This window comes from Mesorhizobium sp. WSM4887 (assembly GCF_029625865.1).
In the GTDB taxonomy this organism is placed as follows: domain Bacteria; phylum Pseudomonadota; class Alphaproteobacteria; order Rhizobiales; family Rhizobiaceae; genus Mesorhizobium.
In genome coordinates this window covers 1-23740 of sequence record NZ_JARTVP010000015.1, presented here as the reverse complement: position 1 = coordinate 23740, position 23740 = coordinate 1, and the positions used below count along the sequence as shown (strand labels likewise).

The window sequence follows — 23740 nt, the reverse complement described above, 5'->3', positions numbered from 1 at the left end:
ACAGACGACGTAAGCGCATCTGCCGTAGCCCGCTTGTCCGCCGGTTATGTCTCGGGTCATTGGCCGGTGCACCGCCGGCGTTGTTCGCCGGATGCGAAGCATCGCGCTTCGCGGCTCTCGTTCCCGCCCAAAAATCAAGGTTGAACTCAGATGTCGACCTCCCAGTCGATCCTGGAAATGCTTTCCCCCTATCCGCCTGGATGGGGCGGCGTGCTTCTCAAAGGCGCGCTTTCCACCATTTCGATATCGTTGGGTGCTTACCTTCTCGGGATGCTGATTGGTCTTGGCGGGGCTCTTGGCAAACTCAAGGGCAACCCGCCGGTCCTGCTTCTTCTCGACGTCTATACGACTGCGGTTCGGGCCATTCCCGAACTGATCCTGATTATAGGTCTGTACTATGCCGGCACTGACGGTCTGAACCGAATTCTCTCGAGCTTCGGGCTTCCCAATGTCGAGATCAACGGGTTTGTCGCGGCAATCGCAGTGCTCGGAATCGTCCAGGGCGCCTACATGACCGAAGTGTTTCGTGGCGCAATCCTGGCGATTCCTGTTGGACAGATCGAGGCCGCCAGTTCCTTCGGCATGCGCCCATGGTTGAGGTTTCGCCGTATCGCTCTGCCGGCATTGATCCCGAATGCCCTGCCTGGGCTTGCCAACCTCTGGATGTCGGTGACGAAGGACAGTGCGTTGATCGCGGTCGTCGGCTATCAGGAGTTGGCGCTCGCCACGCGGATCGCGGCCGGCAACACGAAGCACTATTTTCTGTTCTTCCTGGTCGCCGCTGCCGTCTATCTCGTCATCACGCTTGTCTCCAACGTCGTCTTCGGCCTCCTCGAGAGCCGCTATCGACGCGGGCAGCCGAAAACCGCTTAGGACGCTCGCGATGAATTTCTCATGGGTATCGTCCTATTGGCCGCTCATTGCCGCAGGCGCGGTTCAGACGGTCCTCCTTCTCGTCATTTCCGTCGGGGTCGGCTTCATTCTGGCGATCGGTCTTGCGCTCGCGCAGGTCAGCGGTCCGCGATGGCTGAAATGGCTTGCCCGTTGCTACTGCACCTGCCTTCGCGGCACGCCACTTTTGATCCAATTGTGGTTGCTCTATTACGGCATCGGTTCGCTGCTGCCGATGATACCAGGGCTGCGCGCGAGCTTCCTCTGGCCGATAGTGCGGGAGGGCTTCTTCTTCGCAGCGCTCAGTTTCACGCTCAACTACGCCGCCTATGAGGCCGAAGTCCTGCGGGGTGCGCTTCTCGCCGTCCCGAAAGGCGAGCTCGAGGCAGGTCGCTCGTTCGGTATGACTTCCTGGACGCTGTTGAGACGGATCTGGCTGCCTCGCGCCATACGTATCGCACTGCCGACGATAGCTGGCGAGGTGGTTCTGCAACTGAAAGCGACACCCCTCGCCTTCACCGTGACAGTGATGGATCTCTACGCCGTCGCGTACAAGGTGAGGCAGGACACCCTGCTCGTTTATGAACCGCTGATGATCGTCACGGTGTTCTACATCTTGCTGACGCTTCTGATCACCCGCACCTTCAGGCTCGTCGAGGCGCAAATCCCGGTTCGCAGCTGAATTATCAGCTCGGCCCCAAGACGATGAAATTCCAGGAATTCTGCAGGAAGGTCTTCCATGTCCTCGAACATCTCTACTCCCTTCGCAACTGACAGTTGGGGCTCGAATGCACGCATGACGCTGTTGCCGCCCGTAAGCGGCGGTGTCGTCCTACGTCGGGAAACCCTGGCGCTCGACGGCGGACTGATCATCGATCCGATCACGAAGGCTATCGCGCCTAACATCTCAATGTCGGTCAACAACATGTTGGTTCCTGGTGACGGCGCCTTTTCCGCGGACGGGGTATCAGACCTGACTGCTCTGCCGTTTCTGTATGCCCGCTGGACCAATCCGACCGTGCGGCAACTCGAGCAGCGCATGGCCGCACTCGAAGGTGCGGAGGATGCGCTCGCAACAGCAACCGGCGTGGCCGCGATCGCAGCCACCTTCCTGACCTTTCTCAAAGGGGGGGACCATCTGATCATCAGCGACGTCTGCTATGCCGGCGCCTACGAACTGGCACACCGCATATTGCCCGAGTACGGGATCGAGGTGAGCGCCGTGAACATGTCGGTCATTGGCGACATTGTCGCAGCCTTCCGACCCAACACGCGGCTCGTCCACTGCGAAAGCCCCTGCAATCCAATCCTGCGCCTGACCGATCTGGCCGAAGTCGCGAAGCTGGCACACGAACGCGGCGCGCTGGTTTCCGTCGATTCCACGCTTGCCACTCCGGTCGCGACCCGCCCGGCCGTACTCGGCATCGATCTCGTCATTCACTCCCTGACCAAGTTCATCAACGGGCACGGCGACGCCTTGGGTGGCGCCGTGTGCGGGCGCAAGGATCTGGTGGAAAAAATCCGCTCTCGTACTGGAGTTTATCTCGGCGCTTCTTTGTCTGCCCAGAATGCCTGGCTCATCATGCGCGGGATCGACACGCTCTTTCCCAGGCTCCGGACCATGTCCGCTTCTGCGATGCAGATCGCCCGTTTTCTCGCCAAGCATCCAAAAATCAGGTCTGTCACCTACCCCGGCCTGGAAAGCCATCCGCAGCATGCCTTGGCAACACGTCAGATGGATGTATTCGGGGGAGTTCTGACCTTCCAGACCGACGACCCGCAGGCGATGGCAGCCCAACTCGCTGACAGGCTCCGCGTAGCGCACTACGCCTTTTCGCTTGGTCACCAGCGCAGCATCGTTGTCCTTCTCGATACGAACGAAATGATGAAATCGACTTACGGTCTGCGGGGCGCTCAGCTCGACGACTACCGCGCCTTCGCGGGAGACGGCGTCTTTCGCCTTTCCATTGGCCTGGAGTCGGTGGACGACCTGATCGAGGATCTTGACCAGGCGCTGCGTGCCTAAGGCTCTTGCGCGAGGGGATATGATGACCGTTGAGAGGACCGAAACCGATATGCTCGGCGAGCGGGATCTGCCCGCCGACGCGCTGTTCGGCATCCACACGCTGAGGGCAGCGGAGAATTTCGACGTATCCGGAATCCGCCTGCGGGACTTCCCGGAATTCGTTCAATCGCTTGCCATGGTCAAAAAGGCGGCTGCACGAACCAACAAGGAGCTGCAACTACTGGCTCCCGATGTTGCCGATGCAATCGATCGAGCCTGCGATCGACTGATCACCTGCGAGGACCTCACCGACCATTTCCCGATCGACATGATGCAGGGAGGCGCCGGGACCTCGACCAACATGAACGTCAATGAGGTGGTCGCGAACCTGGCGCTTCTGGAGATAGGCAAGGTGCCGGGCGACTACGCCGCGGTTCACCCCAATGACCATGTCAACCTGTCCCAGTCGACTAACGATGTCTATCCGACGGCCATCCGGGTAACGGTGATGCGCGGCTGCGCCGCCGTGCTCGAAGCGCAGCGAAGGCTGCGAGATACCTTTGGCAGAAAGGGTGAGGAATTCGCTAATATCGCCAAGGTCGGACGCACCCAGTTGCAGGACGCGGTTCCAATGTTCCTTGGTCAGGAGTTCGACGCTTTTGCCGAGACCATTGACGAAGACATAATCCAGCTTCGAAAAGCCATGGAACTGATGCGGGAAATGAACCTCGGAGGCACCGCCATCGGCACCGGCTTAAATGCGCCCGAGGGATTCTCAGTCAGCGCCTGCCGTCATCTTTCGGAAATTTCTCGGCTTGAAATGGTCCCGGCACGCAACTTCGTGGAAGCAACGTCCGACACCGGAGCCTTTGTGTCGTTTTCGGGCACGCTGAAGCGGATCGCTGTCAAGCTTTCCAAGATATGTAACGATTTGAGGCTGCAGTCCAGTGGCCCTCGGGCTGGCCTTGGTGAAATCAGATTGCCTCCGCGACAGGCCGGCTCGTCGATCATGCCGGGCAAGGTCAACCCAGTCATTCCCGAGATGATGAACCAGATTGGCTTTCAAATCATTGGCAACGATCTGACGGTGACACTGGCGGCGAGCGCTGGACAATTGCAGTTAAACGCGATGGAGCCCGTGATCGTTCTCAACATCCTGCAATCGATGCGACTTCTGGCGCGCGGCATGGATATCCTGCGCGAACGTTGCGTCGACGGCATCGAGGCGGATGCCGATCGCTGCCGCTTTCTCTATGATCAGTCGCTCATTCTGGCCGCATCGCTCAATCCAGTTGTCGGATATAGCAAGGCTGCGATCTTGGCCAAGGCGGCGCTCGCTTCCGGCACAAGCCTTCGCCAGGCTGCTGAGGCCGATGGCTCGTTCAGCCGTGCACAACTGGATCAGATTTTCGGCGTCGCGCAGTCCTCCTCTGTTGTGCTGAAACGCATTTAACTCCCGAATCGACCATGGCCGTATTTACCCAGCTTTCCGACGATGACCGCGAAGCGATTTCGGTCGCCTACGGCATAGCCCCGCTGACCTCGGTGATTGGCATCGCCGACGGAAATACCGAGACGACCTATCTCTTCCGGTCACAGCGGGGCGAGTACATCGTCACTCTGTTTGAAAACGGCGCTGAGCCGTTCGATCTTGAACGCGCGTTTCGGACCATGGAGTTGTTGTCGGCCGCGTGTGTTCCCTGCCCTAAAACGTTCCGCACCGAAACGGGCGGGGCGACGATCCGTCTGTCCGGGAAGCTCGTGGCGGTGGTCGGCTTTGTCCAGGGCACGCAATCGGCTTGCGCAAGCCCGGCCCAGTGTTTCGATCTCGGGCGGCGCCTCGCGCAGATCCATCGAACGCTGATGCCTGCCTCTCCCGAAAAGAGGGAGGGACTGCCAAGGGGACCAATCCATGGGGCGCTGTTTCCGGACAATGTGTTTTTTCTCGGCGATTGCGTCAGTGGCATCATCAATTTCAGGCTTCGCCATGACGATGTCCTGATCGCAGAACTGGCAGACGTGTTGGTTCGATGGACGATGCTGAGCAACGGGGCGCTGGATGGAGAGCGCGCGGAGGCAATTCTCAAGGGATATTGCCGCGTCCGCCAGTTGCAAGACAACGAGCGCCAAGCACTGGCGGCCTTTGCTCTCGCTGCGGCTGCGACTTTTATAGCTGTGTCGGAAGGTAGTATTGATCTACGGGTTCGTGCCGAGAACGCGTTCCTATCAGCGCAAAGCCTGTTTGCAGCTAGAGAAACTCCTATTGGTGCCGCATGAAAAGGCTTCTTGACCGGGCAGACGAGCGTATTCTTATGGAACTGACCAGGAACGCGCGTATTTCACATGCGGACCTGGCCGCGAGGGTCAATCTTTCTCGCAACGCCGTCCGCCAGCGGATTGAACGCCTGGAGCGGGATGGCCTAATTCGGGGATATACGATCGTTGCAGGCGAAGGACGCATCGCGACTTCAACGATTGCGGCACTGATGTTTGTTTATCGCAATGACCGGATGCGGGGGGCCGACGTCATTCAAGCACTGCGACGGATCCCAGAGGTCGTCGCCTGCGACGTGATGAGCGGCGAATTCGACCTGGTCGTCCGTGTAGAGGCGACGGAGGCCGATCGCACACGGCAGATCTGGCAGGAGATTTCCGCATTGCCCGGTGTGCGAGACACCCTCACAGCGTTCGCGCTATCGTCGATGATCCGGCGTTGAACCTTTATGGATTCCCCTCCTTAGGCCGTGCGACCGATGGGAGGGATGTCCGACTTGGGGGCCGAGAGCGGGCTGTCCGCTTTCTGCAAGAAAGTCGAAAAGCCACCTTCTCCCGGAAGGCTAGTGCTTCAAGATCTGGCTGAAGAACAATTTCGTTCGCTCGTGGCGCGGGTGACTGAAAAACTCGTCGGGCGTGCCCTCTTCGACGATCTGCCCAGCGTCCATGAAAATGACGCGGTCGGCCACTGCACGGGCAAAACCCATCTCATGCGTTACACACACCATGGTCATGCCGTCGCGGGCCAATCCAGTCATGGTCTCCAGCACCTCCGAGACCATTTCCGGGTCGAGGGCAGAGGTCGGTTCGTCGAAAAGCATGACGTCCGGTTTTATGCACAGGCTGCGGGCGATCGCGACACGCTGTTGCTGGCCGCCCGACAGCTGGACCGGGAACTTGTTCGCCTGCTCGGGAATACGGACCCGTTCGAGGAACTGAATAGCGGTCTTGCGTGCTTCCATGGCGGAAACACCTTTGACCCACATTGGCCCGGCCATGCAGTTCATCAACACCGTCATATGCGGAAACAGATTGAAGTGCTGGAACACCATGCCAACATTGGAGCGGACGGCGGCGACGTTCTTCATCTTGCCATGCAGAGCGACGCCGTTGACGACGATATCGCCGCCCTGATGCGCTTCGAGGCGGTTGAAGCAGCGGATCAAGTGTCGACTTGCCCGAGCCGGACGGCCCGCAGATGACGATGCGCTCGCCTTTGTGGACAGTCAGGTTGATGTCCTTCAGCTCGTGGAACTGGCCGTGCCATTTGGAAACTGCCCTGGCTTCAATGATAACCCGCGCGCTCATCGCACTTTGCTCCTGGCGTAGTGCCGTTCGATCCGCGACTGGATCAGCTCGAGGCAGATCGACAGCACCCAATAAATGATGGCGGCCGAGATCAGCATTTCCATGTGCTGGAAGGTCTTCTGGCCGAGCGTTCGTGCCAGGAACATCAGCTCCCAAACGCCGATGACGGAGACCAGCGAAGAATCCTTCAGCATCGAGATGAACTGGTTGCCGGTCGGCGGAATGATGACCGGCAATGCCTGCGGCAGGATGATGCGGCGCATGATCAAGGCGAAGCCGAACCCATGGAGCGCGAGGCCTCCCATTGGCCCCGATCGATGCTCTGAATGCCGGAGCGGAATATCTCGGTCATGTAGGCGCCGTAGCAGAGCGACAGCGCCAGTATGCCGGCGGGCACGGCATTGATGACGAAGCCGAGCTGCGGCAGCATCTCAGGTTCGGGAGCGGCTCCGCCTTGCACAATCCGCAGATGAGGCGTTGACGGTTCTCGAAACTCAGCTGCTCCCGAGTTCCACCAGTTTGCATATTTCCCCGGAGGGGTTGGAGTTGTCTCGTATGGGGATGCAGCGCTGCCTTGCGGGGCGCGGTGCGATGGCCTCATTTCCGAGCACCCCTGACCGCTACACACCGCGATGATGCCCGAAAACTTCCTCGTAGGCCCCCCGTTCCCCGGCTGCATTGGCGACGGGCGAGCCAGCGGGCCACTAGGAACGCTGGAACTACGTGAGATGGCTGCGTGTGGACAATTTGGTGCAGTCTAGGCTTCGACTGGACGGGTGTCACACTACCGCATGGGAAGAGCGCTCTTTCTGGGAAGTAGACGAGAATGGTTAAGCCGAAGAAAAACGACAAGCCAGTTTCAAGGCAGTTCGAGTCTAACATCAACCGTGACAGCAGCTTGCTGCCGATGCTGATCGGCGGGCTTGTCCTGAATCATTATCGGGGCAACCGTCGTTATGATGTTCGTTTAGTTTCGCATGGGTACCGACGCGAATAGCGGCCGTGACCCACCCGCCATTAGGCCTGCTGATCAATTTGACAGGACTCTGGCCTCGTTACGTGGATGTGTGGTGACGCGAGGCTCAACGGCGGGCGCGGTCGATAGAGATGTTGCTGGGCGCGCATCCGTACGCCGCCGCGTCTCCGCCTGCCCATCGCCCGCAGCCGACATCGAGACTTATTACATTTTTGACCTTCGGCTCGAAAGCAGGAGGGGGAACGACTGGGCAACACTGTGGGACTTTCCGTGGGACTTTGCGTGCCGAACTCTGCCAATGTACGCCGTTCGTTCCGCTCTTCCATTTTGGGGCTTGCTCAAAATGGTTCGGAACCCTATGGGGATGCCGTTCGGAGTGTAGCGCAGCCTGGTAGCGCACCTGATTTGGGATCAGGGGGTCGCGTGTTCGAATCACGCCACTCCGACCAGTTTCCTGAACATCCTAGAGCCCGCGCTTCGGGAACCCTGTCGGCCTTCAGAAGTTCTGTTGCCATGGCCGACACTCCAAGGACCCCCACCATCGCCCGCATGTGGCGCGGCCGGACCTTGCCGGAAAAAGCCGACGATTATGAAGCTTACAATTACGAGACCGGCATCAAGCCGCTCATCGAAAAGGCAGTCGGCGTCCAGACATTTCGCGAGGACACGGCGACCCATTCCGAGTTCGTGACGATCTCCTATTGGGAGAGCATCGAGGCAATGGCGCGCTTCACCGGCGGCGGGCCGACCCAGGTCCACCACCTCGACCGCGACGCGGAATTCCTGATCGAGCTGCCGAAGAGCGTGCAAGTGCTGCGCTTGCTCACCAGCCATGGCAAGACGGGCTGAAGGTGTCCAGCATCGAGCAACAGGCCTTGACCTCTGAAGGGAGCCGTCGGCGTGGAACCGAGTAAACCCGCCGGGCGAGTCCCCAACAACCTCGAGCCCGGCGAGCCTACAACCCGATCTGCAATGTGACCGGGACCGGGATCAACCGGCCTCTTCCACACTGCAAGATGGATGCCAGGGAAATGGCTCGAAATGGGACAGCCACGATCGTCCCGCAACTCCGGACGGAAAACCGCTACGCACTTTTCCCGGAGTTGCTCTAGACTCCGGGCAAACGGGGCAAGGGGGACTCTGGATGCCTATACTCGAGGCGCTGCTGTCGCTGATCGGCCCGGCCTATTTGGCCTATTATGGCTTCGCGGTTCCGGTCGCGGTCGCCTGGGCAATCCTGTGCGCTACTCTGTGGGTCTGGAACAACCGGCCGAGCAAGAGGCAGAATGGCAGCGTCGCCCCGTCGCGGATCGCCAGCCTAGTGCTCTTCGTCTTTGTCGCCGCATGCTGCGTGGCGACGCATACGGGGGTCTATCTGCTGGCTCGGCATCTGGCCGGATTATGGGCGTAGAGAGCGCACAATCCCGGAACAGCCTTCCTCGACATCCTAAATATCGAACTCGCCCTGGCCCTCGTCCATGGCGCTGACGGTCTCGGCGGCGAGCGCTCGGGTGATCGGCGTCTTGCGCTCGAGAGCGGCGCGGTCGAGGCGCTCCACGACCCGCATGGCAGTCGCCAGCGAGCGTTCGATGCGCCGCACCAGATATTGCACGACATGCGGCTCGACCTCGACCTGGCGGTCGGCGAAGAGCTTGGTGATAACGCCGGCGAGCAGCAGGTCGTCCGGCTCGTGGATCTCGATGGTCGCCGCCGCTTTCAGCCGCGAGATGAGGTCCGGCAGCGCGACGCGCCAGGCCGAGGGAAAGCGCCGCGCCGTCAGAAGCAGCGTGGAGCCGGCGCCGCGCACGGTGTTGATCAGGTGGAACAGGCCTTGCTCGTCGATCGAGAGCTTGTCGATGTCGTCAATCAGCGCGGGGCTCGCACCTAGCCCGCCAATGTGCTCGCCGATGCTGTCGGGAGCGATGGCGACAGCGTGCGCATGCGCTTGCCAGATCTGGGCGAGATGCGTCTTGCCGGACCCGGGAGGGCCGGCGAGCACCACCACCGGCGCGGGCCAGTCCGGCCAGCGGTCGACCAGTGCTGCGGCCTGCGCGTTGGCGCCTGAGACGACGAGCTCGTCGCGCGAATAGCCGGTACCGTGGCCGAGATCGAGCGGCAGCTGGCGCGGTGGACCGGTTCGTTCGCCAGCCATTTCAGCCACGCGGCTGTGAGCGGCGGCCGCCGCCGCGATCCGCCGGCAAAGGAGGTGCGGGCTCGGTGGCATGGCCGTTGTAGAGCGGCGATTCGAGGTAGCGGGCAATCGCAAAGCGCACCAGCACGGCAATGGCCGCCGAAGCCGGCACCGCAATCAGCAGGCCGACGAAGCCGAACAGCGCACCGAAGGCAAAGAGCGCGAACATCAGCCAAACCGGATGCAGGCCGACGCTTTTGCCGACCAACCTCGGCTGCAGGATATTGCCCTCGATGAACTGGCCGACGAAGAACACGCAGGCCACCGCCACGATCATCGTCCAATCCGGCCAGAACTGGACGAAGGCGACGCCGACAGCAAGCACCAGCCCGGTCAGCGAGCCCACATAGGGGATGAAGGAGATCAGCCCGGCGAAGAAGCCGATGAGGATGGCGAAGTTCAGCCCCGTCAGCGTCAGGCCGGTAGCGTACATGGCGCCCAGCACAAGGCAGAGCGTGCCCTGCCCGCGCACGAAGCCGGCGGTGGCGGTGTTGATGTCACGGGCAAGCGCCCTGACCGTCTCGACATAATCTCGCGGCACCCAGCTGTCGACCACGGCCACCATCCGGTCCCAGTCGAGCAGCATGTAGAAGGCAACGACCGGGGTGACGACGAAGAGGCTGACCACCGAAACCAGCGCCACGCCCGAGCTCCAGATCGAGGTGAAGACGGTGGTGAGCAGCCCGAAGCCGGTGGTGAGCAGCGAGTTCAGTCCTTCGCGCAGGCTGGCCGCGTTGACACCAAAACGCTGCTCCAGCCACTTCGGGTCGAAGCTGGTGATGAGCGACTGCAGGCGGGTGAGGTATTCCGGCAGCTTGCGCGCGAAATCGGCCATCTGCGTGGCCAGCACAGGCACCAGGATAACGAAGGCGAGCACTACGACGACGACGAAGGCAATGAGGATCACCACCGTCGCCATCAGCCGGGAGAGGCCGAGCCGCTGCAGCCGATCGGCCACCGGATCGAGAAAATAAGCGAGCACCATGCCGGCGACGAAGGGCAAGAGGATGCCGGAGAAGACATAGAGGAACAGCGCCAGAAGCACGGCAACGATCAGCCAGAATGCGATCTGCCGGCGCAACGCGGTCGAGGCCGCGGCCGTCCAGGCTTCGCCGTCAGGTGTCCGTGCTGGAATTGCCCGACTTGGTGTTGCTCGTCCGGGAGCCTTCGCCATAGCCACTCATATGCCTTAGCCAGGCCACGAGATAGGCCGCGGCCGAAGCCACGGTCAAGACCCCGGAGAGCAATATGAGCGCCGGCCGGAGCGGATAGAGATGCATGGAAAAGGCAAGCTCGCCCAGCACAAGCGCTGCCAGCGCGATCTGCACGGCGGTGTTCACCTTGGAGACCAAGAGCGGCTTCATCTCGACCGGCTGCGCCATCACGCTGGACAAAAGCACCGCGCAGACGATCAGCGCGTCGCGCGAGACCATGGTCACGACAAGCCAGAGCGGCAGTTCCCCGGCATAACCCATGACGACGAAGACCGAGACCAGGAGGAGCTTGTCGGCGACCGGATCGAGATAAGCGCCGAGCCGCGAGAACAACCGGTAGCGGCGAGCGATGAAACCGTCGACGCCGTCGGAGATGCCGGCGACGAGGAAGCCGGCAAAGGCCCAGTCCCAGCGCGCCTGCAGCATGGCCAGCACCACGGCCGGCACCAGCAGCAGCCGCATGATCGTGATCATGTTGGGTATGGTCACGTGATGTCCCATCATGGGTTTTGTTGGAAGATAGTTGATGGAGATGAGAGGCGCACGCAAGGGAGGAGTTGCGGATCTCCCCGCTCGAGGGGGAAGATGGCCGGCAGGCCACAGGGGGTCGCCTCACGTCGATCGCCGACCTCCATCTCTGGCGCACAAGGCGCTGGAGCTCCACGCGAGGCGACCCCCCTCTGTCGCCTCCGGCGACATCTCCCCCTCAAGGGGGGAGATTGGCTCTCACGCGCCTTGCCCCTCGAAACCATTCATGCGATGAGCCCGCAATGGAAACAGGGATGAGCCGAAGATGAGCAACGGCGACAAGGCCAAGCGCAAGAACGGGCTCACCTATGCCGAGGCGGGCGTCGATATCGATGCCGGCAATCTCATGGTCGAGAAGATCAAGCCGCTCGTGCGCGCGACGCGCCGGCCGGGCGCCGACGGCGAGATCGGCGGCTTCGGCGGCCTGTTCGATTTGAAAGCCGCCGGCTTCACCGATCCGGTGCTGGTCGCGGCCAATGACGGGGTCGGCACCAAGCTCAAGATCGCCATCGATTCCGGCAAGCACGATACGATCGGCATCGACCTCGTCGCCATGTGCGTCAACGATATCGTCGTGCAGGGCGCCGAGCCGCTGTTCTTCCTCGACTATTTCGCCACCGGCAAGCTCGATCCGGACCAGGGCGCGTCCATCGTCGGCGGCATCGCGCAAGGCTGCCGTCAGGCCGGCTGCGCGCTGATCGGCGGCGAGACCGCCGAGATGCCCGGCATGTATCACGACAAGGATTACGACCTTGCCGGCTTTGCCGTGGGCGCGGCCGAGCGCGGCCAGTTGCTGCCCACCGACGACATCGTCGAGGGCGACGTGCTGCTTGGCCTCGCCTCCTCCGGCCTCCACTCCAACGGCTTTTCGCTGGTGCGCCGCATCGTTGCCGCGAGCGGACTTGGCTGGAGCGATCCTGCGCCGTTCAACGATGAGCTCAGCCTCGCCGAAGCGCTGCTCGAGCCGACGCGCATCTACGTGAAGTCGATCCTAAAGGCGATCCGCAACACGCATGGCATCAAGGCGCTTGCTCATATCACCGGCGGCGGTTTTCCGGAAAACATTCCGCGCGTGCTGCCCAAGGATTTCTCCGCCGAGCTCGACCTCGAAGCGATCGACGTACCGCCGGTATTCTCGTGGCTCGCCAGGACCGGCGGCGTCGCGTCGCAAGAAATGATGCGCACCTTCAACTGCGGCATCGGCATGATTCTCGCCGTTGCTTCCGGCCAGGCGGCGCAGGTGGCGGCGGTGCTGCAGGAAGCCGGCGAGACGGTGACGCCGATCGGCCGCATCGTGCCGCGCCGCGACGCCGGCGTCATCTACCGGGGCTCGATCGAACTATGAGCAGGAAACGCACGGTCGTCCTGATCTCGGGCCGCGGCTCCAACATGACGGCGCTGATCGCGGCAGCCAGCGACCCGACCTATCCGACCGAGATCGTCGGCGTCATCTCCGATCGTGCGAACGCCGCGGGCCTCGGCCTCGCGCAGTCGCGCGGCATCGCCACCAAGGTCATTCAGCGCGCCGACCATCCGAGCAAGGACGCACATGACGCTGCGATCGATGCCGCGCTTACCGGCTTCGGCGCCGAGATCGTGGCTCTGGCCGGCTATATGCGCATCCTCGGCCGCGGCCTGGTCGAAAAATGGCAGGGGCGCATGGTCAACATCCACCCTGCCCTTCTGCCTGCCTTCAAGGGGCTGGACACGCATGCGCGCGCCATCCGCGCGGGCGTGCGCATCCATGGCTGCTCCGTGCATTTCGTCACGCCCGAGATGGATGACGGCCCGATCATCGCCCAGGCCGCCGTGCCGGTGATGGTCGGCGACAACGAGGACACTTTAGCCGCGCGGGTGCTGAAGGTGGAGCACCGGCTCTATCCGCTGGCGCTAGGGCTGGTCGCCGAAGGCAAGGCGCGCATGGAAAAGGGCCACACCGTGCTTGCCCATTTCGCCGACGACGCCGACAACGCCACTTCAGTGGTGATGGCGCCCGACCCGCTGCGCGAGGAAACCGACCTCGAACAGCTGGCGCGCATCACGCCGTAGGACTGCCATGGCGACGCCCAGACAACTCCTTGTGCTGCGCCATGCCAAGTCGAGCCGGGACGATCCCAAGCTCGCCGATTTCGACCGTCCGCTCGCCCCGCGCGGGCTGAAGACGGCACCGCTGATCGGGCGCGAGCTTTCGCGGCGCGGCTGGCTGCCGGATCTGGCACTGGTCTCGCCGGCGCTGCGCACCCGCGACACCTGGCGACTGGTCGCCGCCGAATTGCCGAAGCATGGGCCAGCGGAATTCGCCGAGGAGCTCTACGCGGCGGCGCCGGCCGCCATCCTGGCGTGCGTGCGGCAGGCGAAAGCCACCAGCCTGATCGTGATTGGTCACAATCCCGGCCTGCAGAATTTCGTGCTGCGGCTCGCCGGCACCGGATCGGATGAGGGCGTGTTCAAAAAAGTCGAAGCGAAGTTTCCGACGGCGGCACTGGCCCGGTTCACGGTGAAGGAGGATTGGGCGAACCTCGACTTCGGCGGAGCGCGACTGACGCATTTCGTCAGGCCGAAGGATTTGGAATAGAGCGCCTCTGTGCGCAGCCGGGCCTATAGTCACGACACAAGCCGGCCTGCGGATAGCCGGCTCCATAAAAGCAGAGCGGCGGGACAAACCCGCCGCTTTCAGGTCTATCGACGATCGACCGTCTAGTGGTTGCCGAACAGATCGCGGTCGGCGCCCTGGGCAACCGGCTTCTGGACGTTCGCATCAGACTTCTTGACCGAAGCGGTGTACGAGGTATCGACCGAAGCAGCCGGCTGGTGGGCGTTGGCCGAACCGTAGTTGTCGGAACCGGCGAAAGCGGCACCGGTGGCAACGAGAAGCGCAGCGGCGGTAAGAGCGATCTTGGTCATTTCAGTTACTCCAGATTTGAGGGGTGAGTTTGAAGAGGTCGGGCTGGCGGCCGGTTAGTGGTTGCCGAACAGGTCGCGGTCGCTGCCCTGGGTGACGGGCTTCTGGACATTCGCATCAGACTTCTTGACCGAAGCGGTGTACGAGGTGTCGACCGAAGCAGCCGGCTGGTTGGCGTTAGCCGAACCGTAGTTGTCGGAGCCGGCGAAAGCAGCACCAGTGGCAACGAGAAGGGCAGCGGCGGTAAGAGCGATCTTGGTCATTTCAGTTACTCCAGATTTGAGAGTTGTGGTTCTGATCGGTTCGGGACGGAGGCCTAGCGGCCCCAAATGCCCTGGCCGGATTCCGGCTGGTTCTGATCGGGCGTGATCCTGAGATCGCGCTGCTCGAACTTGCGGATCGAACCGGTGATGCTGCGGTCGATGTTGTCGCCCGACCGCGGCGCAACCGACTGGGTGACGGCCGGCTGGTTGACGTTGTCGGAACCGTAATGGTCGCTGCCGGCGAAGGCGCTGCCCGTGGCAACGAGAAGGACCGCGGCGGTAAGAGCAATCTTGTTCATTTTAGGTACTCCAGATTTTCAAAATTCTGTCCGTCAAGTGGCGTGCCGTAATGGAAATTCGCGTCGCTCGGACCACCCCGAGATGGGTCGGTCCTGTTGCCATTTCCAATCACGAAGATGTGCAAATCGAACCGTTCGGTTCGACCTTGAAATCGCGTGAACAGCGCGGCTGCCACATTCTTTTGTTTGAATATCAACTACTTGCAGTGTTAGCCGACGAGGTTTCACGGTCTGGACAACGAGCCAGCGTTCACCTGAGTTACACGAACCGTCAACATAAATTGAACCGAACCGTTCGGTTTTATCCATCGCGCGAGCGAATTGGGCCTCCAGGCTGACCGACGGAACCGATTTCAGCCGGCGTTTGCCTTGTCCGCGGATCGAGACTATCGATTGCTTTCAAACTGTCCGTTCGGACCGCCGGGCCGCGCTTGCGAAAGCCCGGCGCCACCCGGATGGAGGCATTGCCGAACAGCGATGGACGATGCGGCTCCTGCTTGTCGAAGACAATCGCGAACTGGCCGATTGGCTGAGCAAGACGCTGCGCCAGGCGAGCTACGTCGTCGACGTGGTACATGACGGCGAGGACGTCGAGCATGCGCTGGCGGCCGGCGACCATGCGCTGATCATCCTCGACCTCGCCCTGCCGCGCATGGGCGGGATGGAGGTGCTGAAGCGGCTGAGGGCACGCGGCAACCCGGTGCCGGTCATCGTGCTCACCGCCAACGCCAGTCTCGACGGCCGGGTGAAGGGCCTCAACGAGGGCGCCGACGACTATCTGGCTAAACCCTTCCAGATCGAGGAACTGGAAGCGCGCATCCGCGTGCAGCTGCGCCGTGCCAACGACCGGACAGCGCCCGTCATCTCCTGCGGCGACCTCGTCTTCGACACCAACACCAGGCTGTTCTCGCTCGGCGGCGCGGCGCTTTCGCTGACGCCGCGCGAACATGCGGTGCTGGAACAGCTGGTAGTCAAGGCGGGGCGCACGGTGAGCAAGGCGGCACTCTCGACGGCGATCTACGACTTCGACACCGACGCCGATCCCAGCGCCATCGAGATCTACGTGCATCGGCTGCGCAAGAAGCTGGAAGGCTCGCGCGTGCAGATCGCCACCTTGCGCGGCCTTGGCTATCTGCTCCGCCATGAAGATTAGGGCCATGAAAATTAGCAGCCTCCGCCTGCAATTGCTGGCCTGGGTGGTGCTGCCGCTGACCGCGCTGGTGACGGTCAATCTGTGGACCAGCCAGCGCAACGCGCTGGCGACGGCAGATCTGGTCACCGACCGGATGCTGGTCGGCTCGGCGCGCGCGATCGCCGAGCGGGTGGCGATGGCCGAAGGCGTGCTCGACGCCACCATTCCGCCGGCGGCGATCGAGATGTTCGACACCGGCGACCGCGACAGCGTCTACTACCGGGTCGAGACCGCCAACGGCCGGCTGCTGACCGGATATCCCGACCTCCCCCAGGCGTCGCAGAGCGGCAGCATCGAGGCTTCCTATCGCGATCGTCGGCTGCGTCTGACAACGCTCAGCCATGCCGTGATCGGCGCCGGCACGGATTCGCCGATCAGGGTCACGGTGGGCGTCACGCTCGCCGGCCATGACGCGATGGTGCAGCGGCTGTGGTTCAGCGCCTTTGCCCAGCAGCTGGCGCTGGTGGCGATCGCCGGCCTCTTCGTGCTGCTTGGCCTGCGCCGCGGGCTGGCGCCGCTGATGCGCCTGCGCGATACGGTGCGCTCGCCGGATCGCAGCGATCTCGACCCGGTCGAGGTGCCGGGCGCGCAAAGCGAGATCCGGCCGCTGATCGACGCGCTCAACGCCTATATGGAGCGCGTGCGGGCACAGATGGCGGCGCAGCGCCGCTTCATCGCCAATGCCGCGCACCAGCTGCGTACGCCGCTGGCGCTCATGTCGACACAGGCGAGCTATGTGCTGCGCGAAAGCGCCGCCGACCGGCGCGAGGAGGCGCTGGTGGCTCTACAGGCAGGCTCCGGCCGGCTGGCGCGGCTGGCCGAACAGCTGCTCACGCTGTCGCGCGCCGAGCCGGGCAGCCGCCGGCCGCGTGCCGACCGCATCGACCTCACCGAAGCCGCCCGCGAGGTGCTGGAAACACATGCGCCGAAGGCCGTCGAGCGCAACATCGATCTTGGGCTCGAGGAAGCCGGACCTGTTCCCGTCATCGGCGACGGCACCATGCTGCGCGAGATGATCGTCAACCTGGTCGACAACGCGCTGCGCTACACGCCAGCCGGCGGCACGGTGACCGTCCAGCTGGCCGCGATCGGTCGCGAGGGCGTGCTGACGGTCACCGACACCGGTCCCGGCATTCCGGCCGAAGAGCGCGAGCAGGTCTTCGAGCGCTTCTACCGCATTGCCGGTGCTGCCGAGGAAGGCAGCGGGCTCGGACTCGCGATCGTACGCGAGGTGGTCGAGAATGCCGGCGGCAGCGTTGCGCTTGGCGGGGCCGCCGGCAGCGGGCTCAGGGTCGAGGTCCGGCTGCCGCTCGCCGCGCCCCAGGACAGGCCGACTGGAGCGGTCAGGCCCCCTGCTCGTTGAACGGCGCCGGACGCCATTTGACGACGTAGTTCTCGAAACGGGTGATGATGAACTCCACCACCAGCGCCATCACCGCCAGGATAATCATGGCGGCGAAGACGCCATTGGCGTTGAACGCGCCCTGGGCGGTCGAGATCAGCAAGCCCATGCCCTGCTTGGCGCCGAGGAACTCGCCGACCACGGCGCCGACCAGCGCGAAGCCAAAGCTGACATGCAGGCTCGCCAGGATCCAGCTCATGGCCGATGGGATGATGACTGTGGTGGTGATCTGGTAGGGCGAGGCGCCGAGGATCTGAGCGTTGGCGATCATCGCCCTGTCGGCCTCGCGCACGCCCTGGAAGGCGTTGGCGAAGACCACGAAGAACACCATGACGACGGCCAGCGCCACCTTGGAGGCCATGCCGAGGCCGAGCGCTATGATGAAGACCGAGCCCAGAACGACGCGCGGCACCGAGTTGGCGATCTTGATGTAGATCGAGAAGACATCCGCCAGGAGCTTGTTGCGGCCAAGGATGATGCCGGCGGCGATGCCGCCGACGGCGCCGATGGCGAAGCCGAGGAAGGTTTCCTCGAGCGTCACATAGATCTGCAGCCAGAGCGGCCCCTGCGAGGTGCCCTCGGTGACCCAGGACCAGATCTGCTCCCAGATGCCGGAGGGGCTTGAGAAGAAGAACGGATCGATGACGCCGTGATCGGCGCCAAGCTCCCAAAGAGCGAGGAAGACGATCAGGATGGCGAGCCGCAGGCCGATGACCAAGGCATGGCGGCGGCGCAGCCGCGCCCTCGCCCGGGCTTCCGCGGCGACGATCGAGGTCGCGCGGGCGGCTTGGTGAGAGGCTGGAGAGATGGCGGTCATGGCAAGTCTCCTTTCAATGGCCGGTCTGCAGGCCGCGGCTCTGGCCGAGCTGCACTTCCTCGCGCAGGTCGTTCCAGATCACCTTGGCGATCTCGATGAATTTCGGATCGTAGCGGATGTCGGCCATGACACGCGGGCGCGGCAGGTCGATGCGGTAGACACTCTTCACCGTGCCCGGCCCGGCGGTGAGCACATAGACCTTGTCGGCCAGTGCCACCGCCTCCTCGAGATCGTGAGTGACGAAGACGACGGAGGATTTGAGATCCGACCAGAGGCCGAGCAGCTCGTCCTGCATGGCGGTGCGGGTCTGCATGTCGAGCGCGCTGAACGGCTCGTCCATCAGCAGAATCTTCGGCTGGTTGATGAAGGTTTGCGCTAGCGCGACCCGCTTGCGCATGCCGCCAGAGAGCTGGTGCGGATAGTGTTTCTGGAAACGCGCAAGGCCGACGCGTGCGATCCAGTCGCGCGCCCGGTCATAGGCTTGCGCCTTCGGCGTGCCGCGATAGAGCGGGCCGGCGGCGACATTGTCGATGACGCTGCGCCACGGAAACAGCGCGTCCGCCTGGAAGACGAAACCGATGTCGCGGCTGATCTCGGTTACGGGATTGCCCATGACGCGGACATTGCCGGTCGTCGGCCTGAGCAGCCCGGTGACGAGGTTGAGCGTCGTCGACTTGCCGCAGCCGGTCGGCCCGACGACGCAGGCGAACTCGCCGCGCGCCACCGTCATGGTGAAATCGCGGATGGCCGTCATCATGTGGCCGTCGGGGGTGACGAAGCGCAGCGTCACATCGTCGATGGCGATCGCGGCATCGGCCGGCGCCGCGGCCGGAGACAATTTCTCGGCCGCCATGGTTTGCAACTGCATGGCACACTCCTGTAGCGATGGTGCGAGGATGGCTGGGGGCTCGGGCCCATGGGCCCGCCGCGCCTCGGCATCCGGAAAGGCGCCGCTGCCGAATTGATTCCGACAAGCGGCGCAACTTGTTGTTCTTCAACGACCGAGCCGGCAGGCCCGGCTCCCTGTCGGCGCTACTTGGCGGCGTCGACGAATGCCGTGGTATAGGTCTTCGACAGATCGATCTGCTTGCCCTGCAGGCTTTTCGAGAAGGTCGACAGCACCTTCAGCACCGTCTCCGGGCCATCGGCGGGCATGCGGCCGTCAGGCGTGAACATCGCCTTGCCGCCGGCCAACCCTTGCACATAGAGGTCCTTGTTGCCGGCGTAATAATCCTTCGGCATCTGGTCCGCGATCTCTTCGGCCGAATGGCTGGCGATATACTTCATCGTCTTGACGAAAGCGTTGGCGAGCTTCTGCGCCTCGTCCTTATGGCTCTCGATCCAGGCGGACTGGACATAGAAGGATGCCGCCGGATAGTCGCCGCCCAGCGCTTCCCTGGTCTTTTCGGGCGTGCGCATATCGACCAGCACCTTGGCCTCGCCGGTCTGAAGCAGCTTGGCGATGGTCGGCTCGGTGGTCATGCCGGCCTGGATCTGGTCCTGCTTGACGGCGGCGATGAAAGTGTTGCCGGCGCCCACCGGCAGCAGCGTGTAGTCGCCCGGCTTCAGGCCGTTGCGCACGGCGAGATACTGCGTCAGGAAATCGGTCGAGGAGCCAAGACCGGTGACGCCGAGCGTGGCGCCCTTGAAGTCGGCCGGCGACTTGATTTCCGGATGCTTGGCCGAAACCAGCTCGACCTCGCCCGGCGCCTGGCTGAACTGGACGATCGACTGGATGTATTTGCCCTTCGACTGCAAGTCGACGGTGTGATCATAGAAGCCGACGACGCCCTGCACGGCACCGGCCAGCAACTCATTCTCGGCCTCGACGCCGGCGCGGGAGTTGACCAGCTCGACATCGAGCCCCTCATCCTTGAAGTAGCCGAGCTGCTGGGTGAGCACGGCCGGCAGGTAGATCTGCTTTTCCATGCCGCCGACGATGATAGTGATCTTGTCGGCAGCCGATGCCGCCGTGGCGCCCGCGGCGACGATGGCAAACGAAAGCGCCGCCGAACGCAAGACGCACTTCGAGATGAAACCGGTCACGTAACTTCCTCCACCTGGGCGGCGTGCCACCAGGCCACGCCGCATTTCCTCCTTGCCGGCCCGCTCCCGGACCGATCCCGCGGCGAACGCCGCAAAAATGTCATGGCATGCCCAAGCTTTCAGCTGGCTTTCAGTCATTTTAGCGGCCGAAAGAGCGAATTCCGCAGCTATCGCTGGTCACGAAGCGGCGAAGCCAAGCACATCGTGCATGCCGTATTCGCCTGGACACTGTCCGGCCACCCAGAGTGCCGCCGCGATGGCGCCGCGAGCAAACATCGAGCGGTCGCCAGCCGAGTGCGAGAGCGTCAGCGCCTCGCCCTCGGCGAGGAAGCTGACGGAATGCTCGCCGATGATGCTGCCGCCGCGCAGCACGGCGAAGCCGATCTCGCCGGCAGGGCGTGTGCCGACAATCCCATTTCGAGCGCGCCGCGCCACTTCGTCCAGCCTGACGCCGCGTCCGCGCGCCGCCGCCTCGCCCAACATCAGCGCCGTTCCGGACGGCGCATCGACCTTGAAACGGTGGTGCGCTTCCAGGATATCGATGTCGCAATCGTCAGCCCCAAGCGCCCGCGCCGCCTGCTCCACCAGCCCGGTCAGCATGTTGAGACCCAGCGAGTAACTGCCGGAGCGCACGATCGCGATCGTCTTCGCCGCGTCGGCGATCGTCTCCAGCTCGGAACCATCTAAGCCGGTGGAGCCGATCACCAGCGCCGGACCGCCGCGCGCCGCGCATGCCTTTGCTAGTTCGACCGACGCCGCCGGCGTGGTAAAGTCGATGACGACGTCGGCAAGCGCCAGCGCCGCGTCGCGCGCGACCAGCCCCTCGCCCGTGCTGCCCGGTCGATGGAAGCGGGCGACAAGCTCCAGCCGCGGATCGACCTGCACCGCCTCCGTCATCTCCCGGCCCATGCGGCCGAGCGCGCCGGCGATGGCTATTTTCAATGGCTGTTGCGGCAAGGGACACCTCGCCCGTCGCTTCGCTCCTTGCTCCGTCCTTGGATGACGAAGCAACGGGCGTTTTCGGCTAATCTCCCGGGCATGCGACCTGCCGAGCTCGCGCCACAGACCATCACAGCGCCCTGAGCCAGACCTTGTTGTCGTGGAGGGCAGCACCGCCATAGGGCGCCGGGGCGTCGGCACCGGTCAGCACGTTGATGCCTTCGCCGCGCTCATGCGCACTGTTCGGCCAGATGCCTTCCGCAATCACCACGCCGCGCTTCACGCCGTCGAAGAACCTGGCATGCAGCACCACGTCGCCGCGCCGGTTGCCGATCTCAACGCGGCCGCCGTCCTCGATGCCAAGCGCCGCGGCATCTTCCGGGTGCAGCAAAAGCTCCGGCCTGCCTTCCTTGGCTTTCGACACCGGCGTCTCGGCAAAACTGGAATTGAGGAAGTTGCGCGCCGGCGAAGTTGCCAGCCGGAACGGATGCTCTTCGTCCGCGACCTCGATCAGCTCGACATGGTCGGGGAATTGGGGCAGACGCTCGACCGGTCCGAACAAGCCCATGCTCTTCGGCGGCCGGTTGGGCGCTGACTGCCCGGTCCAATTGGGCCGGAAGTGGAATTTCTTGTCGGCATGGCCGAAGCCGTTGATGAAATGCGCGTCGTCGAAATCGGGTTGCAGGTCGACCCACTTCTGTTCCTTCAGGCTGTCGAAGCTGCCTAGCCCGCGCTTGCCGAGGATGATGTCGATATGTTCTTTCTCGGTCAGGCCAAAGCCCGGCCGGTCGCCGACGCCCAGCCGTTTGCCGAGCTCCTCATTGAGGTAGTGGTTGGTGCGCGGCCCCTCCGGCGGCTCGATCAGCTTGGGGCCGAGCGTGATGTGCTGGTTGCCGCCACCCTTGTAGATGTCGTCATGTTCCAGAAACATCGTCGCCGGCAGCACGACGTCGGCGAGCTTGGCCGTATCGGTCATGAACTGCTCGTGCACGCAGGTGAACAGGTCCTCCCGCAGGAAACCTTTTCTGACCAGCCGCTGCTCGGGCGCGACATTGGCGGGATTGGTGTTCTGGATCAGCATCGCCGTCACCGGCGGGCCGCCATAAAGCGCATCCTCGGCACCGGTCAGCACCGGGCCGATGCGCGAATGATCGAGATAGCGCACCTTCGGGTCGCGCATCGCGGTGCCTTCGAGCACATCCTGGTTCAGCTTGAAGATGCCGGAATTGGAGTGAAAGGCGCCGCCGCCCTCATATTGCCAGGCGCCGGTAACCGCCGCGATGCATGAGGCGGCATGCATGTTGACCGAGCCGTTGCGCTGGCGCGCAAAACCGTAGCCGAGGCGGAAGTAGGTCTTCTTCGTTGTGCCGACCAGATGCGCGAAGGTCTCGATCTCGGTGACTGTCAGACCCGTGATTGCCGCCGCCCATTCGGGCGTGCGCGTCCTCAGATGTTCTTCCAGCCCGCGCGGATCGTCGGTGTATTTTTCCAGATAGGCGCGGTCGGCCATGCCGTCGCGAAACAAGACATGCATGACCGCGCAAGCCAGCGCGCCGTCGGTGCCGGGTTTGAGCACCAGGCCGAGATCGGCCTGCTTCATGGTGGCGTTGTCGTAGATGTCGATGGCGACGATCTTGGCGCCGCGCTCTTTTCGCGCCCTCGTCGCATGGGTCATGACATTGACCTGTGTAACCACGGCATTGGTGCCCCAGATCACCACGCAGTCGGACTTCGCCATCTCACGCGGATCGGGGCCGCGCAGAGCGCCCGCTCCCATCATCCAGCCGGTCCAGGCGAGATTGGTGCAGATCGAGCCGAAGAAGCCCGAATATCTCTTCGCGTGCCGCAGCCGCTCGATACCGTCGCGCTGCACCAATCCCATCGTACCGGCGTAAAAATAGGGCCAGACCGTCTCCGAGCCGTATTTCTCTTCGGCCGCGATGAACTTCTCGGCGACGAGGTCGAGCGCCGCTTCCCAACTGGCTTCCTTCCAGGCGCCCTCCCCCTTGCCGCCCGCGCGCACCAGCGGCTTCAGCAGCCGGTCGGGGTGATGGACGCGGTCCGCATAGCGCGCGACCTTGGCGCAGACGACTCCTGCCGTGTAGCTGTTCGCTTTCGCGCCGTGGACGCGGCCGATGCGGTTATTGTCGAGCAGCTCCACCTCGAGCGCGCAGGTGGAAGGACAGTCATGCGGACAGGCCGAATGGCCGATCCCGAGCTTGGCGTGCTGGTTCATGCGAGGGTGTGTAGCGGGTTTTGCGGGAGAGGTGTAGGGCCAGATGGGGCTCCTCCTTCTCCCCTTGTGGGAGAAGGTGGCCGAGCGAAGCTCGGTCGGATGAGGGGTGTTGGAAGGATCGCTACGACAAAGAAATGGGCGATCGAAGCCGCCTGTTGTTCGGCGCGTCACTCCATCCAACACCCCTTGTATCTGCGCGGAGGAGACTTTGTGCGAGAAGAGCGACTGAGCCTCGAACCGGACGGCCATCCGATTCG

The 23740-nt window shown here is 63.2% G+C and carries 25 protein-coding genes, 1 tRNA gene and 2 pseudogenes; 15 read left to right on the top strand and 13 right to left on the bottom strand.

The window, feature by feature from the left end:
• The first annotated feature begins 150 nt into the window (after positions 1 to 150).
• From P9230_RS29600 to P9230_RS29575, 6 genes are all read left to right on the top strand, one after another.
• Positions 151 to 873, top strand: a complete 723-nt coding sequence (locus P9230_RS29600) for an ABC transporter permease subunit (RefSeq protein WP_067330484.1) — start codon at positions 151 to 153, stop codon at positions 871 to 873.
• A 10-nt stretch (positions 874 to 883) separates the two neighbouring features.
• On the top strand, positions 884 to 1573 hold the full coding sequence (locus P9230_RS29595; protein WP_095800025.1) for an ABC transporter permease: 690 nt from the start codon (positions 884 to 886) through the stop codon (positions 1571 to 1573).
• A 114-nt stretch (positions 1574 to 1687) separates the two neighbouring features.
• Entirely contained in the window at positions 1688 to 2917 is a 1230-nt protein-coding gene (locus P9230_RS29590) for an aminotransferase class I/II-fold pyridoxal phosphate-dependent enzyme (RefSeq protein WP_278121523.1), read from the top strand.
• A gap of 22 nt (positions 2918 to 2939) precedes the next feature.
• Positions 2940 to 4349, top strand: coding sequence for an aspartate ammonia-lyase (locus P9230_RS29585; RefSeq protein WP_278121468.1), 1410 nt, complete (start codon positions 2940 to 2942; stop codon positions 4347 to 4349).
• Positions 4350 to 4363: 14 nt separating this feature from the next.
• Positions 4364 to 5173 carry a phosphotransferase gene (locus P9230_RS29580; RefSeq protein ID WP_095800027.1) on the top strand — a complete coding sequence of 270 codons (810 nt, stop codon included), beginning with the start codon at positions 4364 to 4366 and terminating at the stop codon, positions 5171 to 5173.
• Complete coding sequence (locus tag P9230_RS29575) at positions 5170 to 5613, top strand: Lrp/AsnC family transcriptional regulator (protein ID WP_127215640.1); 444 nt, start codon at positions 5170 to 5172, stop codon at positions 5611 to 5613. Before P9230_RS29580 ends, P9230_RS29575 begins: the two co-directional genes overlap by 4 nt.
• A 120-nt stretch (positions 5614 to 5733) precedes the next feature.
• Here P9230_RS29575 and P9230_RS29570 read toward each other — a convergent pair.
• Positions 5734 to 6478: pseudogene (locus tag P9230_RS29570) on the bottom strand (amino acid ABC transporter ATP-binding protein).
• Positions 6475 to 6905, bottom strand: a pseudogene (locus tag P9230_RS29565) (amino acid ABC transporter permease); the annotation flags it as partial. The pseudogenes P9230_RS29570 and P9230_RS29565, both read right to left, overlap by 4 nt.
• A gap of 399 nt (positions 6906 to 7304) precedes the next feature.
• Between P9230_RS29565 and P9230_RS29560 the strand changes: the two are divergent.
• The 4 genes from P9230_RS29560 (at position 7305) to P9230_RS29545 (ending at position 8865) form a co-directional block, all read left to right on the top strand.
• Positions 7305 to 7475, top strand: a complete 171-nt coding sequence (locus tag P9230_RS29560) for a hypothetical protein (RefSeq protein ID WP_278121464.1) — start codon at positions 7305 to 7307, stop codon at positions 7473 to 7475.
• 351 nt (positions 7476 to 7826) lie between these two features.
• Positions 7827 to 7903: transfer RNA gene (locus P9230_RS29555), tRNA-Pro, on the top strand.
• Between the two features lie 64 nt (positions 7904 to 7967).
• Positions 7968 to 8303: a hypothetical protein gene (locus P9230_RS29550; RefSeq protein WP_278121462.1), complete on the top strand. Its 336-nt coding sequence runs from the start codon at positions 7968 to 7970 to the stop codon at positions 8301 to 8303.
• Positions 8304 to 8598: 295 nt separating this feature from the next.
• Complete coding sequence (locus tag P9230_RS29545; protein ID WP_127246169.1) at positions 8599 to 8865, top strand: hypothetical protein; 267 nt, start codon at positions 8599 to 8601, stop codon at positions 8863 to 8865.
• A gap of 36 nt (positions 8866 to 8901) precedes the next feature.
• On the opposite strand, the gene hdaA is transcribed toward P9230_RS29545, so the two are convergent.
• Genes hdaA through P9230_RS29530 form a run of 3 tightly spaced genes read right to left on the bottom strand, consistent with a single transcriptional unit; the run spans position 8902 to position 11348 of the window.
• Positions 8902 to 9606: a DnaA regulatory inactivator HdaA gene (hdaA, locus tag P9230_RS29540; RefSeq protein WP_095826476.1), complete on the bottom strand. Its 705-nt coding sequence runs from the start codon at positions 9604 to 9606 to the stop codon at positions 8902 to 8904.
• Position 9607: 1 nt separating this feature from the next.
• Positions 9608 to 10819 (bottom strand): AI-2E family transporter, encoded by a 1212-nt coding sequence (locus P9230_RS29535; RefSeq protein ID WP_278121460.1) that lies wholly within the window; start codon positions 10817 to 10819, stop codon positions 9608 to 9610.
• Positions 10761 to 11348: a CDP-alcohol phosphatidyltransferase family protein gene (locus P9230_RS29530; protein WP_067330741.1), complete on the bottom strand. Its 588-nt coding sequence runs from the start codon at positions 11346 to 11348 to the stop codon at positions 10761 to 10763. The genes P9230_RS29535 and P9230_RS29530 overlap by 59 nt, the downstream gene beginning before the upstream one ends.
• A gap of 304 nt (positions 11349 to 11652) precedes the next feature.
• Here P9230_RS29530 and purM point away from each other — a divergent pair, with 304 nt between their 5' ends.
• The 3 genes from purM to P9230_RS29515 are packed head-to-tail and all read left to right on the top strand — an operon-like array spanning position 11653 to position 13962.
• Positions 11653 to 12732 (top strand): phosphoribosylformylglycinamidine cyclo-ligase, encoded by a 1080-nt coding sequence (gene purM, locus P9230_RS29525; protein ID WP_278086692.1) that lies wholly within the window; start codon positions 11653 to 11655, stop codon positions 12730 to 12732.
• Complete coding sequence (gene purN / locus P9230_RS29520) at positions 12729 to 13436, top strand: phosphoribosylglycinamide formyltransferase (RefSeq protein ID WP_066995863.1); 708 nt, start codon at positions 12729 to 12731, stop codon at positions 13434 to 13436. The genes purM and purN overlap by 4 nt, the downstream gene beginning before the upstream one ends.
• 7 nt (positions 13437 to 13443) lie before the next feature.
• The gene (locus P9230_RS29515; RefSeq protein WP_067330453.1) at positions 13444 to 13962 is read left to right on the top strand and encodes a histidine phosphatase family protein; all 519 of its coding nucleotides are present in this window, start codon (positions 13444 to 13446) and stop codon (positions 13960 to 13962) included.
• A 122-nt stretch (positions 13963 to 14084) separates the two neighbouring features.
• On the opposite strand, the gene P9230_RS29510 is transcribed toward P9230_RS29515, so the two are convergent.
• From P9230_RS29510 to P9230_RS29500, 3 genes are read right to left on the bottom strand one after another with little or no spacing between them, the layout of a single operon-like run.
• Positions 14085 to 14291, bottom strand: coding sequence for a DUF680 domain-containing protein (locus tag P9230_RS29510; protein WP_278121457.1), 207 nt, complete (start codon positions 14289 to 14291; stop codon positions 14085 to 14087).
• A 54-nt stretch (positions 14292 to 14345) separates the two neighbouring features.
• Positions 14346 to 14552 carry a DUF680 domain-containing protein gene (locus tag P9230_RS29505; protein WP_066995857.1) on the bottom strand — a complete coding sequence of 69 codons (207 nt, stop codon included), beginning with the start codon at positions 14550 to 14552 and terminating at the stop codon, positions 14346 to 14348.
• A gap of 53 nt (positions 14553 to 14605) precedes the next feature.
• Positions 14606 to 14851 carry a DUF680 domain-containing protein gene (locus tag P9230_RS29500; protein ID WP_066995852.1) on the bottom strand — a complete coding sequence of 82 codons (246 nt, stop codon included), beginning with the start codon at positions 14849 to 14851 and terminating at the stop codon, positions 14606 to 14608.
• 484 nt (positions 14852 to 15335) lie between these two features.
• Between P9230_RS29500 and P9230_RS29495 the strand changes: the two genes are divergently transcribed.
• Positions 15336 to 16004, top strand: a complete 669-nt coding sequence (locus tag P9230_RS29495; protein WP_067330446.1) for a response regulator — start codon at positions 15336 to 15338, stop codon at positions 16002 to 16004.
• A gap of 4 nt (positions 16005 to 16008) precedes the next feature.
• The gene (locus tag P9230_RS29490) at positions 16009 to 17406 is read left to right on the top strand and encodes a sensor histidine kinase (RefSeq protein WP_067330443.1); all 1398 of its coding nucleotides are present in this window, start codon (positions 16009 to 16011) and stop codon (positions 17404 to 17406) included.
• Here P9230_RS29490 and P9230_RS29485 read toward each other — a convergent pair.
• The 5 genes from P9230_RS29485 to P9230_RS29465 all read right to left on the bottom strand — a co-directional run bounded on the left by P9230_RS29485 (position 17387) and on the right by P9230_RS29465 (position 23483).
• Positions 17387 to 18262, bottom strand: a complete 876-nt coding sequence (locus P9230_RS29485; protein WP_095826471.1) for an ABC transporter permease — start codon at positions 18260 to 18262, stop codon at positions 17387 to 17389. The genes P9230_RS29490 and P9230_RS29485 overlap by 20 nt on opposite strands.
• Positions 18263 to 18275: 13 nt before the next feature.
• Positions 18276 to 19130 carry an ABC transporter ATP-binding protein gene (locus tag P9230_RS29480; protein WP_278086690.1) on the bottom strand — a complete coding sequence of 285 codons (855 nt, stop codon included), beginning with the start codon at positions 19128 to 19130 and terminating at the stop codon, positions 18276 to 18278.
• A 164-nt stretch (positions 19131 to 19294) separates the two neighbouring features.
• Positions 19295 to 20308 carry an ABC transporter substrate-binding protein gene (locus P9230_RS29475; protein ID WP_095779196.1) on the bottom strand — a complete coding sequence of 338 codons (1014 nt, stop codon included), beginning with the start codon at positions 20306 to 20308 and terminating at the stop codon, positions 19295 to 19297.
• Between the two features lie 177 nt (positions 20309 to 20485).
• Positions 20486 to 21265, bottom strand: a complete 780-nt coding sequence (gene dapB, locus P9230_RS29470) for a 4-hydroxy-tetrahydrodipicolinate reductase (RefSeq protein ID WP_067330434.1) — start codon at positions 21263 to 21265, stop codon at positions 20486 to 20488.
• Between the two features lie 112 nt (positions 21266 to 21377).
• A complete protein-coding gene (locus P9230_RS29465) occupies positions 21378 to 23483 on the bottom strand; it encodes a molybdopterin oxidoreductase family protein (protein ID WP_278121455.1) in 2106 nt (701 codons plus the stop codon).
• Between the last annotated feature and the right edge of the window lie 257 nt (positions 23484 to 23740).

Coding starts and splice junctions, on each gene's coding strand:
- P9230_RS29580 (WP_095800027.1), top strand. CDS start 4,364: ATGGCCGTATTTACCCAGCTTTCCGACGATGACCGCGAAGCGATTTCG.
- P9230_RS29480 (WP_278086690.1), bottom strand. CDS start 19,130: ATGCAGTTGCAAACCATGGCGGCCGAGAAATTGTCTCCGGCCGCGGCG.
- P9230_RS29575 (WP_127215640.1), top strand. CDS start 5,170: ATGAAAAGGCTTCTTGACCGGGCAGACGAGCGTATTCTTATGGAACTG.
- P9230_RS29495 (WP_067330446.1), top strand. CDS start 15,336: ATGCGGCTCCTGCTTGTCGAAGACAATCGCGAACTGGCCGATTGGCTG.
- P9230_RS29550 (WP_278121462.1), top strand. CDS start 7,968: ATGGCCGACACTCCAAGGACCCCCACCATCGCCCGCATGTGGCGCGGC.
- P9230_RS29510 (WP_278121457.1), bottom strand. CDS start 14,291: ATGACCAAGATCGCTCTTACCGCCGCTGCGCTTCTCGTTGCCACCGGT.
- P9230_RS29485 (WP_095826471.1), bottom strand. CDS start 18,262: ATGACCGCCATCTCTCCAGCCTCTCACCAAGCCGCCCGCGCGACCTCG.
- P9230_RS29535 (WP_278121460.1), bottom strand. CDS start 10,819: ATGGCGAAGGCTCCCGGACGAGCAACACCAAGTCGGGCAATTCCAGCA.
- P9230_RS29560 (WP_278121464.1), top strand. CDS start 7,305: ATGGTTAAGCCGAAGAAAAACGACAAGCCAGTTTCAAGGCAGTTCGAG.
- hdaA (WP_095826476.1), bottom strand. CDS start 9,606: ATGGCTGGCGAACGAACCGGTCCACCGCGCCAGCTGCCGCTCGATCTC.
- P9230_RS29600 (WP_067330484.1), top strand. CDS start 151: ATGTCGACCTCCCAGTCGATCCTGGAAATGCTTTCCCCCTATCCGCCT.
- purM (WP_278086692.1), top strand. CDS start 11,653: ATGAGCAACGGCGACAAGGCCAAGCGCAAGAACGGGCTCACCTATGCC.
- P9230_RS29545 (WP_127246169.1), top strand. CDS start 8,599: ATGCCTATACTCGAGGCGCTGCTGTCGCTGATCGGCCCGGCCTATTTG.
- purN (WP_066995863.1), top strand. CDS start 12,729: ATGAGCAGGAAACGCACGGTCGTCCTGATCTCGGGCCGCGGCTCCAAC.
- P9230_RS29590 (WP_278121523.1), top strand. CDS start 1,688: ATGACGCTGTTGCCGCCCGTAAGCGGCGGTGTCGTCCTACGTCGGGAA.
- P9230_RS29515 (WP_067330453.1), top strand. CDS start 13,444: ATGGCGACGCCCAGACAACTCCTTGTGCTGCGCCATGCCAAGTCGAGC.
- P9230_RS29465 (WP_278121455.1), bottom strand. CDS start 23,483: ATGAACCAGCACGCCAAGCTCGGGATCGGCCATTCGGCCTGTCCGCAT.
- P9230_RS29595 (WP_095800025.1), top strand. CDS start 884: ATGAATTTCTCATGGGTATCGTCCTATTGGCCGCTCATTGCCGCAGGC.
- P9230_RS29585 (WP_278121468.1), top strand. CDS start 2,940: ATGACCGTTGAGAGGACCGAAACCGATATGCTCGGCGAGCGGGATCTG.
- P9230_RS29500 (WP_066995852.1), bottom strand. CDS start 14,851: ATGAACAAGATTGCTCTTACCGCCGCGGTCCTTCTCGTTGCCACGGGC.
- P9230_RS29505 (WP_066995857.1), bottom strand. CDS start 14,552: ATGACCAAGATCGCTCTTACCGCCGCTGCCCTTCTCGTTGCCACTGGT.
- P9230_RS29490 (WP_067330443.1), top strand. CDS start 16,009: ATGAAAATTAGCAGCCTCCGCCTGCAATTGCTGGCCTGGGTGGTGCTG.